Below are 12,592 nucleotides of genomic sequence, written 5' to 3'. Positions count from 1 at the left end.
GTAGGCGTACCATACTGAAGAGGGTTGAATCGACCCGTTCAGTCGACCAGGCCGGCGCCCTGTTGTGCGCCCTTGTCTCCGCGCACAGCTGCGCGTCGTTGAATCGAGAACAGAGCGAAGCCGAGGAAGCCGACTCCGATACCCGCGTAACAGATCGGGAGGGCGTCCGACCAACGATCGCCGCTCACCGCGACCACGATCGTGGCGATCACCCACAACACGGTGCCGATGATCAGTGCCGGCGCGGGTGCGGACAATTTGCCGATCAGGCTGGTTGTGTTGCGAGTCTCCGTCACAAAATTAACGCTACCCGTACCCCGGTGGCCTACTCTCCCTAGTGCGACCGGCTTCATGTGCGCCGGCACACGGCGACCTACAGCGATGGGGAAAGAACAAACATGGCGGCACCCGGCAAGATCCTCGACACCTATTTCAAGATCAGCGAACGAGGGTCGACGATCTCGACCGAGATTCGCGGCGGTGTCGTCACCTTCGTGGCGATGGCCTACATCGTGGTCCTCAACCCTCTCATCCTCGGCAGTTTCTCGGCTGAAGACGCTGCGGCGAAGACCGACGTTCTCGGCAACATCCTTCCGGTCAACCAGGTGGCTGCGGTCACCGCTCTGGTGGCCGGCCTGATGAGCATCGTCTTCGGTGTCGTTGCCAACTATCCGTTTGCGATCGCCGCGGGTCTCGGCATCAACAGCCTGCTCGCGGTCACCATCGCACCGCAGGTCACCTGGCCCGAGGCGATGGGCCTGGTGGTCATCGACGGTGTGATCATCGTTCTGTTGGCGCTCACCGGTTTCCGGACTGCGGTGTTCAACGCGATTCCCTCGGCTTTGAAGTCCGCGATCGCGGCCGGTATCGGCATGTTCATCGCCTTCATCGGGCTCGTCGACGCCGGGTTCGTCCGCCGCATCCCCGATGCTGCCGGTACGACGGTTCCCGTCGGACTCGGAATCAACGGCTCCATCGCGTCGTGGCCGACCGTGGTGTTCATCTTCGGTGTGCTGCTCATGGGTGTTCTGGTCGTGCGCAAGGTTCGTGGTGGACTGCTGATCGGCATCGTCGTCACGACGATCCTCGCCGCGATCATCGAGGCAGTGGCCGACGTCGGACCCTCGCTCGGAACCAACCCCAAGGGCTGGAACCTCAGCATCCCCGCAATCCCGGACATGCTCGGCGGTATGCCTGATCTGAGCCTGGTCGGCGACGTCAGCATCTTCGGCGCATTCACACGCATCGGTGTTCTGGCCGCCAGCCTGTTGGTCTTCACCCTCGTACTCGCGAACTTCTTCGACGCAATGGGCACGATGACCGGCCTCGGTAAGGAAGCCGGCCTGACCGACAAAGACGGAAACCTCCCCAACGTCGGCCGCGCGCTTGTCGTCGAAGGCGCGGGCGCGATCGTCGGCGGTGGCGCTTCGGCGTCGTCGAACACCGTGTTCGTGGAATCCGCGTCGGGTATCGCCGAAGGTGCCCGCACGGGCCTGGCAAATGTCGTCACCGGACTGCTCTTCCTCGTCGCGATGTTCCTGACGCCGCTCTACTCCGTCGTGCCGATCGAGGCAGCTGCACCCGCTCTGGTCGTCGTCGGTGCGCTGATGATCGGACAGGTCCGAGACATCGATTTCACCAAGTTCTCGGTGGCGCTCCCGGCGTTCTTGACCATGATCGTCATGCCGTTCACCTACTCGATCGCCAACGGCATCGGCGTCGGCTTCATTTCATGGGTGGTCCTGCACGCTGCCAGCGGTGGTATCAAGAAGATCCACCCGTTGCTCTGGATCGTGGCGGCACTTTTTGTGGCCTACTTCACTGTCGGACCCATTACCGACGCCCTTACGTGAAATCAGGGTTGACCGGTATTCGATTACGTGAGCTACCGGTCAGCTCTTGACGTATTGTCTGACGCGTGACCACCGAAACTCGTGCGCTGGCCAGCGATCTTTCCCTGGCTGTAGTGCGTCTCACCAGGCATCTGCGCGGCCGCAGAGTCGACGCTCAGGTATCGCTGACGCAACTGTCGGCTTTGGCCAGCCTGGATCAGTACGGCCCGATGACTCCTGGCGTACTCGCAGCACGTGAGAAAGTTCAGCCGCCGTCGATGACGCGTGTTGTTGCTTCTCTCGCCGAGCTCGGTCTGGTCGAGCGCTCGCCGCATCCCACGGACGGTCGTCAGATCATCGTGAATCTCTCCGACGCCGGGCAGGCGTTGCTCGCGGACGAGACCCATGCGCGTGAGGCGTGGATGAACGAGCAGTTGGCAGGGCTGGGCGGCGAAGAACTCGCGACGCTGCGCGGGGCCGTCGAGATCATCACGGAGATGGTCAACAAGACGGAGTAGCTCCGCGACCGAGTAGTTGTTGCGTAGCTCCGCTACACAGAGGTCGTTGCCCGAACGAATTACTCGAGGGGCAAGATGGTGGGGTGCCCCGAGACCCCGATTCCGGCATGTTTGCCGCGCTCCACAACCGTAACTACCGCCTTTGGGCTTCCGGACAGATCGTTTCTCTGGTCGGCACGTGGATGCAACGTATCGCCCAGGACTGGCTGGTACTGACGCTCTCGGACGGCAACGCGCTGGCGGTGGGCATCGTGATGGCCTTGCAGTTCGGCCCGACGCTGTTCCTGTCGGTGTGGGGCGGTGTGCTGGCCGATCGGTACGACAAGCGTCGCATCCTGATCTTCACCCAGTGGGCGAGTGCGGTGTGCGCGCTGGTGTTGGGTGTGTTGGACGTCGGTGGGCTCGTCGCGTTGTGGCACGTCTTCCTGATTGCCTTTGCCCTCGGCTGTGTCTCGGCGCTCGACGCTCCGGTGCGTCAGTCGTTCACTATCGAAATGGTGGGCAAGGAACACCTGTCCAACGCAATCGCGCTCAACTCCATGACGTTCAACACGGCCCGCATCGTCGGACCGGCCATCTCGGGTGTTTTGATCAACCTGATCGGTACCGGGTGGGTGTTCCTGCTCAACGTCGCGACGTTCGGTGGGGTGCTCATCGCGCTGTACCTGATGAACAAGAAGGAGTTGATCCCGTCCGAACCGGCCCCGCGTACCAAGGGACAGGTGCGCGACGGGTTCCGATACGTGTGGGGCCGCAAGGACCTTCGCGTGATCATGGTGTCCGTCTTCATGGTCTCGACGTTCGGTTTGAACTTCGCGATCAGCCTTGCGGTGATGGCGCGCAACACGTTCGGTCTCGAGGCCGACGGTTACGGACTGCTGTCCACGACGCTTGCCGTGGGAACCCTCGCCGGCGCTGCGTATGCCGCAAGACGGAAGGAAGCGCCGCGACTGCGGACGTTCCTCGGTGCCGCCGTGGCTTTCGGTGTGTTCGAGGTCGCGGTGGGATTGATGCCCACCTACGCGCTGGTGGCGCTGATGTTGATTCCCACGGGCGCACTGACGTTGACGTTCACGACGTCCGCGATGAACATCCTGCAGATGTCGGTGCCTTCCGAGATGCGTGGGCGCGTGATGGGTATCTACATGCTCAGTTTCCTCGGTGGCACACCGCTGGGAAGTCCGCTGCTGGGCTGGCTGGCCGACTCCGTGGATCCCCGTGCGCCTTTGATCGTGGGTGGAGTGATCTCGCTCGTCTCGGGCACAGCGGCCGGGGTGTACCTGTTACGTAGCGAAGGACTGAAACTTCGTCTTTCGCGACCGGAAGACGGTGGCAGATTGCCGGTTTTCGTCCTGCGTCCGGTGATCGTGTGCGACGCGACCGAACAGGCAGTCGAGGCTAGCCGCGCGCCGTGACCTTCTCACGCTTGGGAAACACCGTGTAGCTCAGGGCGATTGCTCCCCAGATCGCGAGCACCACTGTCAGCTTGCTGATCCATCCGTCGAGCGCACCCGTACGGGCGGGGTCGTCGACGAGGAAGATGGCCGCGCCGAGAAGTCCGCACGCGATGGCCCAGGCGATCGCAGCTTTGCCGAACTCGCGCCATTCGCGCAGTGCTCGCGCGCTCCCGTACCTGGGTGGCGCCACCGGTGCCGGGCCGCCGGCGAATCGGTAGGCGAACCTGGCGTCGGCCCAGGAGATGAGGCTGTGTCCGAATGCTACGGAGAAGCCTATGTAGGCCGCAGCAAGTCCGTGGGTGAAGTTCGCCTCGCCGCCGCCCCGGAGATCGAGGGCCGTGGCGACGAGCAGCACGACGTCGACCAGGGGTGCGCAGATGAGCAGTGCGGCGCCCAGAGTCTTGCGGCGCAGCAGATAGCGGGCGGCGAGACCTGCGGCGATGAACACCCAGAACATGATTTCGCACGCGATGATCAGGTGGACGATCATGACATCAGCTCATTTCTAGTACGACTGTGTTAGTGCTTGAAAACTAGCACAGCTGTGTTAGTTTTGTGAAGTGGTGAAACGTAGCAGTCCGGATGAGCGGCGTGAAGAGATCGCCGAGGCCGTGTGGCGTGTGATCCGACGCGACGGTGTCGCAAGCGCCAGCGTCCGCGCCGTGGCCGACGAGGCACAGATGTCGACGGGGTCGCTACGTCACTTCTTCGCGACGCAGTCCGAACTCTTGCTGTTCGCGATGACGCTCGTGACCGTCCGGGTGGAGGAAAGGATTGCCGGCATCGACTTCGATCCCGACATCCGCCGCGCCATGCGTCAGTTCACCGATCAGTTCGTTCCCCTCGACGAAGACCGGCGAGAAGAAATGCAGGTCTGGGAGGCTTTTGCTGCTGCCGCTCAAACCGATTCGGCGTTGACGGCAGTGCGTGACGAGACGGATCGGACCTTGTTCGGGCACTTTCGTTCGTTCGTCGACGCAGCGTTTGAAGCGGGATTTCTACGGCCGGGTGCCTCGGTCGACATCGAGGCGATGAGATTGCATGCGCTCGCCGACGGGCTCGCGTCGCACGGCGTCGACAATCCCGAGCGAACCAATCCAGAGGTGATCAGCCAGGTGCTCGACGCGCATTTCGTCACGCTGTTGCGCTAGGTCGGGAGTAGTGGTGGGGGGCTCGCGGTGCGTACGGCACGATAGACCCGTGGTTCACGTCATCGACATCTCAGATCCCGCCGACCCCCGGCTGGATGACTTTCGCGATCTCAACTCCTCGGATCGGCGCCCTGACCTGCCGGAGGGCAAGGGGCTGGTCATCGCCGAGGGAGTATTCGTCACCCAGCGACTGCTGACCTCGCGGTTCGAGCCGATCAGTCTCCTCGGCGTCGAACGACGGCTCCTGGAGCTCGCTGACGATCTCGACGGTGTGGACGTGCCGTTCTACCGTACGAGCGCGGAAGTGATGGCCGAGGTCGTCGGATTTCACCTCAACCGTGGCGTCCTCGCTGCAGCAGCACGCCCGGCGCCGCTCGCAGTTTCGGACGTGTTGAAGGACGCGAAGACCGTAGTGGTCCTCGAAGGCGTCAACGATCACGAGAATCTCGGTTCGATGTTCCGCAACGCGGCGGGGCTCGGTGTCGATGCAGTTCTGTTCGGGAAGGGTTGTGCCGACCCGCTGTACCGGCGGTCGGTCCGTGTGTCGATGGGGCACGTGCTGCGAGTGCCATTCGCGCATGTGGCAAAGTGGCCACACGATTTGGATGAGCTGCGTGGCAACGGTTTTCAGCTCATTTCCTTGACTCCGAATCTGGAAGCGGTCACTTTGGCCGAAGCGATGACCGGGGAGAAGGTGGCGCTACTGCTGGGCGCCGAGGGGCCAGGTCTGACCGAACATGCGATGCGGGCCACCGACATTCGCGCCAAGATACCGATGGCGCCAGGCACCGATTCACTCAATGTCGCGACCGCAGCGGCGATGGCCTTCTACGAACGTGTCAGGACCGGCCGGTGACTTCTGACCGCACGCCCTGGTTCACCGGAATCGCGGTGTCGGTATTCGCCGCGATGCTCTCGACCAGCGCCGTCGCGGCGTTCTGCATCGCGCTCGGCGACGTGAACGTGCTCCTGGCAGTCGTCGTCAATCTCATTGCGGTAGGCGGACTTGCGCCGACCGTGTGGCGCTGGCGAGCGATTCCCGTCTGGCGATGGGTGGTCTTCGGGGCAGCGGCCGGAGTTCCGCTCGGATGGATCGCAGCGATAGCCGCGTGACCGTGTGATGCCGGTTCGCGCTACTTGAACCCGAAGTACCGAGCGAGGCGGCCGCGCGGCTTGGCCACCGGTGCGTCGTGGATCGGCGGCAGGTTCTCGGGCATGGGCACCCCTGTCGGCGCCTGCTCGGGTACCGGTGCGGGAGCTGGGGGCGCAGGTTTGGGTGCCTCGCCGGGGCGATGAATCTTGAAGCCCCACAGGAGAATCTGCGTCGTGTCGAGTTCGTGCTCTCGCGGCGCGCCGGTGTATCGAAATCCCAGCCACTCGAGGTTGGCAGACTCCGCGAACTGTTGTGGGTGGAACGGAAGTGACTGCGGATCGGGCAGGATCCCGGGCGGGTAACGCAGGGGATGGTTGCCGGCCCAGAATTCCCGTTCCCAGGTCTGCGGGATCCCCAGATTTTCGACGATGTCGATCGGGATGGCACTGAACGAGCGTCGTAGCTCGCCGTCCTCCCACAGCGCAAACGAACCCTGCGCGGTTTCGGGGACGGAGCTGATCAACAGCGTCGAGCCACCCTCGGCTGAAAGGCGCCAGGACTCAGGCAGTTTCGAGGGGACGAAGGTGCTGAGTTCGGAGCTGCAGACGACACTCACTCGGCCGTACGCGCCGACGAAGACGTACCCGGGGCTCACCGTCGCGGCGATGGACAGCGGCTGAGGCCCGAGCGACTCGAACTCCTTGTCCGGGTACAGCGACATGGCGATTTTCAGCGCCTCGGTCTGATCAGGCTGTGGGTACTTGCTCAATTCGGTGCGAGCGTCTGCGCCGCCCAGAAACCAGATCGTCGATACCCGTGCAGCCACCGGCAGCCCTCTCTCCTCAGCCTCGCTCGAAAGAAGAATACTTTCCTTCGGGTCAGCGACCGCTGCTGCGGACCCCGAGGAGTACGTCGTCCCACGAGGGCAGAGCAGGCCGTCCGCGCTTGTCCTTGGTCTGCGTCTGCTGCGGAGCGGTTTTCGGGGTCACATCCGGTGCAGGCTCGGGAACCTCTTCGGCGACGACGGTTTCCGGCTCGACAGCAATCGGTTCGGGCGCCACGATCCGTTCCGCCACTACCGTCCGCTCGGGGACCACTGCGGGCTCGGGCTCGATCTCCGCCACCGGTTCGACGTCGAATCGGGACAGTTCGAGTTGTTCGGGCTCGCTCGATGCCACCGGTACCAGGCCGCGGAGCGGGCGACCGAAGTCGGGATCGATCAAGTCGAATGCCGCGTCGTCGAGTGCGACGATCGTTCCGCCGTGCGCGTCGGGCTGGTAGCGCCAGTGCGCGGCGTTGGTGGTGCGGCCGGCCTGCCACTGCAATTGGGCGACCCACTGATTGTCCTCGTCGCGCCAGGCATCCCAGGTGGCCTCGTCGATGCTGTGGCCGCGGGCGCGGAATGCGTGAGTCACGATTTCGGAGAGGGTGGGGACCGTCGGACCGTTGTCGCGGACCGGATGTCCGCCCTGGGCCATCTCCGCGGCGCGGGAACGCTCGAGAAGGACGGGGTACGCAAAGCGCTCGACCTTGCTGATGGGGATCTTCGCTTCTTCGGCGACCTGCTCTACGGAAGCGCCGGAACGGATGCGCGCCTGAATTTCGCGGGGACGGAGTTGGCTTTCCATTTCGATCTCAATCTGGCCGAGTCGAGCCACGTCTCCGCGGGAAGCTGCACGAAGTTTGTCATCGGCGGGAAGCCGGAATTTCTGGCCGGTTTCAGCATCTGCGCACACCACATGCGATCCATCGGGTTCAAGTCCGATCACTCGAAGCTCTCGCACATTGACCTCCTTATCGCGCCGGCTCGCGACTTTGCGCCGCGCTCAACTGTAATTCATTCGTGACCATGGACTCGGCAGGACACGCAGGGCGAGATGACCTCGGATCCGACCACCGGTGTGGTAGCTCACAAGGCCTGGCAAACGACGCTCGGCCCCCGACGTCATGTCGGGGGCCGAGCGGTGAAGCAATGCGAAAATCAGCCGAGCTGAGAAACGACCCAGTCGATGCTCTTGGTGAGAGCGGTGACGTCATCGGGATCGATTGCGGGGAACATGCCGACGCGCAGCTGGTTGCGGCCGAGCTTGCGGTACGGCTCGGTGTCGACGATTCCGTTGGCGCGCAGGATCTTTGCCACCTCGGCAGCGTCGACGTCGTCGTTGAAGTCGATGGTGCCGACAACCTGCGAGCGGTGTGCCGGATCAGCGACGAACGGCGTGGCGAACTCGCTGGCCTCGGCCCAGTTGTACAGGCGCGAGGACGAATCCGCGGTGCGAGCGGTGGTCCAGTCGAGGCCGCCGTTGCTGTTCATCCATTCGATCTGGTTGGCGAAGAGCAGCAGGGTGGCCAAGGCCGGGGTGTTGTACGTCTGGTCCTTGGAGCTGTTGTCCACGGCGATGGGCAGCGAGAGGAAGTCAGGCGTCCAGCGACCCGAATCCTTGATCTCCGCGACGCGCTCGAGGGCGGCCGGGCTCATCAGTGCGATCCACAGTCCGCCGTCAGCAGCGAAGCACTTCTGCGGAGCGAAGTAGTAGACGTCGGAATCTGCGACGTTGACCGGAAGTCCACCGGCGCCCGAGGTGGCGTCGATGGCGATCAGGGCGTTCTCCGAACCCGCGGGGCGGGAGACAGGAATCGACACACCGGTGGAGGTCTCGTTGTGCGCCCAGCCGATGAGATCGACGGACGGGTCGGAGACCGGCACCGGCGCGCTGCCCGGATCGGCGGAAACGACGATCGGGTCACCGATGAACGGGTTGGCCTTGGCCACCGAAGCGAACTTGGAGCTGAATTCGCCGTTGGTCAGGTGCAGCGACTTCTCGCGGATGAGGCCGAATGCAGCCGCATCCCAGAACGCAGTGGTTCCGCCGTTACCGAGGACGACCTCGTAGCCCTCGGGCAGTGAGAACAGATCGGCGAGGCCGGACCGAATGCTGGCAACAACGTTCTTGACCGGCTTCTGGCGATGGCTGGTGCCGAACACCGAAGCGCCCACCTCGACCAGGGACTGCAGCTGCTCGGGGCGAACCTTGGAAGGACCGCAGCCGAAGCGTCCGTCGGCGGGCTTGAGGTCGGCGGGGATGATCGGTGTGGAGGTCATCGCTTCTTTCTGTTCCTTCACTTGTGTTCTGTACTACCGTGATTGGCGAATTCGAGCGGGGTACTACGCGTGGCTGATCTGGTCCCAGCCCTCGACCGACTCCGGAGTACGGGGCGCCGGGCCGGTGTAGATGGCGGCCGGGCGTACCAGTTTACCGAGACGCTTCTGCTCGAGGATGTGTGCACACCAGCCGGCGGTGCGACCACAGGTGAACATGGCGGGCATCATGTGCGCGGGAACCTCGGCGAAGTCGAGGATGACGGCGGCCCAGAACTCGACGTTGGTCTCGATCGCGCGATCGGGACGACGCTCACGCAGTTCTGCCAGTGCAGCCTGCTCGAGAGCTGCGGCTGCCTCGTAGCGGGGAGCGTTGAGGCGCTTCGCGGTGGCGCGGAGCACGCGTGCACGGGGATCTTCGGCGCGGTAGACGCGGTGTCCGAAGCCCATGAGCTTTTCCTTGCGGTCGAGGATTCCCTTGACCAGTGCGCGGGCGTCGCCGGTCTTCTCGGTCTCTTCGATCATCGGAAGAACGCGGGCCGGTGCGCCGCCGTGCAGCGGGCCGGACATCGCGCCGATGGCGCCGGAAAGCGAAGCCGCGACGTCGGCGCCGGTGGAGGCGATGACGCGGGCCGTGAAGGTGGAGGCGTTCATGCCGTGCTCGGCTGCCGAGACCCAGTACGCGTCGATTGCCTCGACGTGTGCCGGATCGGGCTCACCCTTCCAGCGCACCATGAAGCGCTCGGTGACCGTCTTGGCCTCGTCGATACGGCTCTGGGGGACTGCAGGCTGGTAGATGCCGCGAGCGGACTGCGCGACGTACGACAGTGCCATGACGGATGCGCGGGCGAGCTGGTCGCGGGCGGTCTCGTCATCTATGTCGAGGAGCGGCTGGTAACCCCAGATGGGGGCCAGCATCGCCAGTCCGGCCTGGACGTCGACTCGGACGTCGCCGGTGTGAATGGGGAGGGGGAACGGCTCGGCCGGCGGGAGGCCGGGGCCGAAGCGTCCGTCGACGAGAAGGGCCCATACGTTGCCGAAGGTGACCCTCTGGCCGACCAGGTCTTCGATGTCGACTCCGCGGTAGCGCAGTGCGCCGCCGTCCTTGTCGGGTTCTGCGATATCGCTGGTGAAGGCGACGACGCCTTCGAGTCCGCTCACAAAATCGTCCGGTATTGCTGCGCTCGCTGCCATTCTCGTGGACTCTCCTCGTTCGAGTGCGCCAGGTCTACAGTCGCACTGCCTCAGCTTCAGTGACTGCGCCTCGGTGCTCGCAGGGATGAGCACGCACCGTGTTTTGTACTGCGCAATCGTCTCGTCCCGATTCGGTGCTGTCGCTGGTGCGGCTCGCGGTCCGGGTCGGGTCTAGCCACGGCAAACTTTAGCGCGTGCCGCGTAGCCGTTGGCCAGTGAGTACCCGGGAGTAGCGTTCTCGGCTGTGTCGAATGAACGTCAGGACCCGCAGGCGGTGGACAACGAACTCGCGGCCATGCGTGTGGGCTATCCGCAAGCAGGCAGCGAATCGGAGTCCGTCGAGGACCGCATGAGTGCGGAATTGGATACTTCGGTCGTCGAGACCGGTTGGCTGCCCCTCATGCGTCAATGGCTCGTGGACGCCGTCGAAGCGGACGCTCCGGAGCCCAACGCCATGACTCTGTCGACGGTGGACGAGGGTGGCCGTCCGGCGTCGCGGACCGTGCTCTGCAAAGGGCTCAGCGAGGACGGCGTCCTCTTCTTCACCAACTACGGATCCGACAAGGCTCGTCACCTTGCCGCCCACCCGTACGCGTCGGCCAACTTCACGTGGCTGACCCTTGCCAGGCAGGTGATCGTCCGCGGCACCACCGAGCGGGTGAGTGCTCAACTGACGCAAGAGTATTGGCGAACCCGGCCTCGAGGTTCGCAGCTCGGCGCATGGGCGTCGTCGCAGTCTCGTCCGATCGACTCGCGTGCCGATCTCGACGAGCAACTGCGTGAGGTCGCTGCCCGATTCGGCGTGGACGGCGAGATTCCGGTGCCACGGAACTGGGGCGGGATCCTGATCCGGCCCGAGTCCGTCGAGTTCTGGCAAGGACGCGCGAACCGCATGCACAATCGAGTTCGCACGAGCCTGGTCGACGGACAGTGGTCCGCCGTCCGTCTCCAGCCGTGAGCCGGCTACTCGCGGACACGACTCCGCTCGAGAATCGCGACTATCGACGGCTGTGGACGGCCGGCATCGTCACCGTTATCGGCGCTCAACTCAGCGTGGTCGCCGTACCGCAACAGGTGTACGAGATCACCCGAAGCTCGGCCTACGTCGGTCTGACGGGAATCTTCGGTCTGGTCCCGCTGGTCGTTTTCGGTCTGTGGGGCGGCGCACTGGCCGACGTCATGGATCGACGACGGCTGTTGATGATCACCTCGATCGGACTCGGTGTCACGTCGGTGCTGTTCTGGATCCAGGCAGCCTTGAACGTGAACAACGTGTGGTTGGTGCTCGGCCTGTTCTCGGTTCAACAGGCGTTCTTCGCGGTGAACCAGCCGACGCGAGCGGCGATCATCCCTCGGTTGATTCCGGGCAGGCAGTTGCCTGCCGCGAACTCGCTGAACATGACTGTCGTGCAGTTCGGTGCGATAGCCGGCCCGCTACTGGCTGGTGTCCTCATACCGTCGGCCGGTCTGCAACTGCTGTACCTGCTCGACTCGATCTTTCTTCTCGCCACACTGTGGGCGGTATGGAAGCTCCCGGCGATTCCGCCGACCGGCACGTCTCGACGGGCAGGATTGAGCGAGGTCCTGGGCGGTTTCACGTATCTCGCGACACAGAAGGTTCTGCTCGCGTCGTTCGTGGTGGACATCATCGCGATGGTGTTCGGGATGTCGCGAGCACTGTTCCCGGAGATCGCACACGAATCCTTCGGCGACCCCGCCAGCGGTGGTTTTGCGCTCGGACTGCTGTTCGCGGCGATGTCGGTGGGAGCCGTTCTGGGCGGAGTCTTCTCGGGCTGGTTGCCGCGGGTTCAGTACCAGGGGCGGGCCGTGCTGGTCTGCATCGCGCTGTGGGGGCTGTCGATGGTCGGCTTCGGCGTTGCCGTGTACTTTGCGAGCCCTGGTTCCAGTGTGATTCTGCTGTGGATCGCTGTGGCGTTCCTGGCATTCGGCGGCGCGGTCGACATGGTCTCGGCCGCATTCCGCAGCACGATGCTTCAGCAAGTGGCAACCGACGACATGCGCGGACGACTGCAGGGCGTGTTCATCGTGGTCGTGGCAGGTGGTCCGCGTATCGGTGACGTACTGCACGGGGGTGCGGCCTTCTTGTTCGGGACCGGTGTCGCGGCAGCGGGCGGCGGCTTCCTGGTGATCGTCGGTGTTGTCCTTTCTGCCCTCGCGTTTCCGGCGTTCGTTCGCTACAAGGTGGGACGCGCCGTCTGACGTCCTGGTTAACCAGTCGCTCGTGGT

The 12,592-nt window shown here is 64.1% G+C and carries 14 protein-coding genes; 8 read left to right on the top strand and 6 right to left on the bottom strand.

From position 1 onward, the window contains the following. Positions 1–38: 38 nt before the first annotated feature. The gene (locus I7X09_RS08680) at positions 39–296 is read right to left on the bottom strand and encodes a DUF2530 domain-containing protein (protein WP_095968836.1); all 258 of its coding nucleotides are present in this window, start codon (positions 294–296) and stop codon (positions 39–41) included. A gap of 102 nt (positions 297–398) precedes the next feature. Here I7X09_RS08680 and I7X09_RS08675 point away from each other — a divergent pair, with 102 nt between their 5' ends. From I7X09_RS08675 to I7X09_RS08665, 3 genes are all read left to right on the top strand, one after another. Next, positions 399–1,853: an NCS2 family permease gene (locus I7X09_RS08675; protein ID WP_095968837.1), complete on the top strand. Its 1,455-nt coding sequence runs from the start codon at positions 399–401 to the stop codon at positions 1,851–1,853. A 65-nt stretch (positions 1,854–1,918) separates the two neighbouring features. After that, complete coding sequence (locus tag I7X09_RS08670) at positions 1,919–2,350, top strand: MarR family winged helix-turn-helix transcriptional regulator (RefSeq protein ID WP_003939901.1); 432 nt, start codon at positions 1,919–1,921, stop codon at positions 2,348–2,350. Between the two features lie 107 nt (positions 2,351–2,457). After that, a complete protein-coding gene (locus I7X09_RS08665) occupies positions 2,458–3,765 on the top strand; it encodes an MFS transporter (RefSeq protein WP_200317741.1) in 1,308 nt (435 codons plus the stop codon). Here the strand turns inward: I7X09_RS08665 and I7X09_RS08660 are convergent. Further along, positions 3,749–4,297, bottom strand: coding sequence for a hypothetical protein (locus tag I7X09_RS08660; RefSeq protein WP_095968838.1), 549 nt, complete (start codon positions 4,295–4,297; stop codon positions 3,749–3,751). The two genes, I7X09_RS08665 and I7X09_RS08660, sit on opposite strands and share 17 nt — an antisense overlap. A gap of 70 nt (positions 4,298–4,367) precedes the next feature. Between I7X09_RS08660 and I7X09_RS08655 the strand changes: the two genes are divergently transcribed. The 3 genes from I7X09_RS08655 to I7X09_RS08645 are packed head-to-tail and all read left to right on the top strand — an operon-like array spanning position 4,368 to position 6,071. Further along, positions 4,368–4,958: a TetR/AcrR family transcriptional regulator gene (locus tag I7X09_RS08655; protein WP_234036853.1), complete on the top strand. Its 591-nt coding sequence runs from the start codon at positions 4,368–4,370 to the stop codon at positions 4,956–4,958. A gap of 49 nt (positions 4,959–5,007) precedes the next feature. Then, positions 5,008–5,814, top strand: coding sequence for a TrmH family RNA methyltransferase (locus tag I7X09_RS08650; RefSeq protein WP_200316401.1), 807 nt, complete (start codon positions 5,008–5,010; stop codon positions 5,812–5,814). Then, positions 5,811–6,071, top strand: coding sequence for a DUF2537 domain-containing protein (locus I7X09_RS08645; RefSeq protein ID WP_095968839.1), 261 nt, complete (start codon positions 5,811–5,813; stop codon positions 6,069–6,071). Before I7X09_RS08650 ends, I7X09_RS08645 begins: the two co-directional genes overlap by 4 nt. A 20-nt stretch (positions 6,072–6,091) precedes the next feature. Here I7X09_RS08645 and I7X09_RS08640 read toward each other — a convergent pair whose 3' ends face one another. From I7X09_RS08640 to I7X09_RS08625, 4 genes are all read right to left on the bottom strand, one after another. After that, positions 6,092–6,877: a DUF6928 family protein gene (locus I7X09_RS08640; RefSeq protein ID WP_166809344.1), complete on the bottom strand. Its 786-nt coding sequence runs from the start codon at positions 6,875–6,877 to the stop codon at positions 6,092–6,094. 52 nt (positions 6,878–6,929) lie between these two features. Then, positions 6,930–7,835 carry a septation protein SepH gene (gene sepH / locus I7X09_RS08635; RefSeq protein WP_200316400.1) on the bottom strand — a complete coding sequence of 302 codons (906 nt, stop codon included), beginning with the start codon at positions 7,833–7,835 and terminating at the stop codon, positions 6,930–6,932. A 197-nt stretch (positions 7,836–8,032) separates the two neighbouring features. Next, on the bottom strand, positions 8,033–9,154 hold the full coding sequence (gene serC, locus I7X09_RS08630) for a phosphoserine transaminase (RefSeq protein ID WP_007733484.1): 1,122 nt from the start codon (positions 9,152–9,154) through the stop codon (positions 8,033–8,035). Between the two features lie 63 nt (positions 9,155–9,217). Next, complete coding sequence (locus I7X09_RS08625) at positions 9,218–10,345, bottom strand: citrate synthase 2 (RefSeq protein WP_003940025.1); 1,128 nt, start codon at positions 10,343–10,345, stop codon at positions 9,218–9,220. Between the two features lie 244 nt (positions 10,346–10,589). On the opposite strand from I7X09_RS08625, the gene pdxH reads away from it, so the two are divergent. Next, complete coding sequence (pdxH, locus tag I7X09_RS08620) at positions 10,590–11,303, top strand: pyridoxamine 5'-phosphate oxidase (protein WP_200316399.1); 714 nt, start codon at positions 10,590–10,592, stop codon at positions 11,301–11,303. Next, complete coding sequence (locus tag I7X09_RS08615) at positions 11,300–12,565, top strand: MFS transporter (protein ID WP_095971281.1); 1,266 nt, start codon at positions 11,300–11,302, stop codon at positions 12,563–12,565. Before pdxH ends, I7X09_RS08615 begins: the two co-directional genes overlap by 4 nt. Positions 12,566–12,592: the final 27 nt, after the last annotated feature.

Origin of the sequence: Rhodococcus sp. P-2, assembly GCF_016598535.1 — a bacterium.
Lineage (GTDB): Bacteria > Actinomycetota > Actinomycetes > Mycobacteriales > Mycobacteriaceae > Rhodococcus_F > Rhodococcus_F baikonurensis.
Note: the sequence above shows the minus strand (reverse complement) of the source record. Positions and strands in the feature narration are given on the sequence as shown.

Coding starts and splice junctions, on each gene's coding strand:
- I7X09_RS08675 (WP_095968837.1), top strand. CDS start 399: ATGGCGGCACCCGGCAAGATCCTCGACACCTATTTCAAGATCAGCGAA.
- I7X09_RS08665 (WP_200317741.1), top strand. CDS start 2,458: ATGTTTGCCGCGCTCCACAACCGTAACTACCGCCTTTGGGCTTCCGGA.
- I7X09_RS08660 (WP_095968838.1), bottom strand. CDS start 4,297: ATGATCGTCCACCTGATCATCGCGTGCGAAATCATGTTCTGGGTGTTC.
- serC (WP_007733484.1), bottom strand. CDS start 9,154: ATGACCTCCACACCGATCATCCCCGCCGACCTCAAGCCCGCCGACGGA.
- I7X09_RS08625 (WP_003940025.1), bottom strand. CDS start 10,345: ATGGCAGCGAGCGCAGCAATACCGGACGATTTTGTGAGCGGACTCGAA.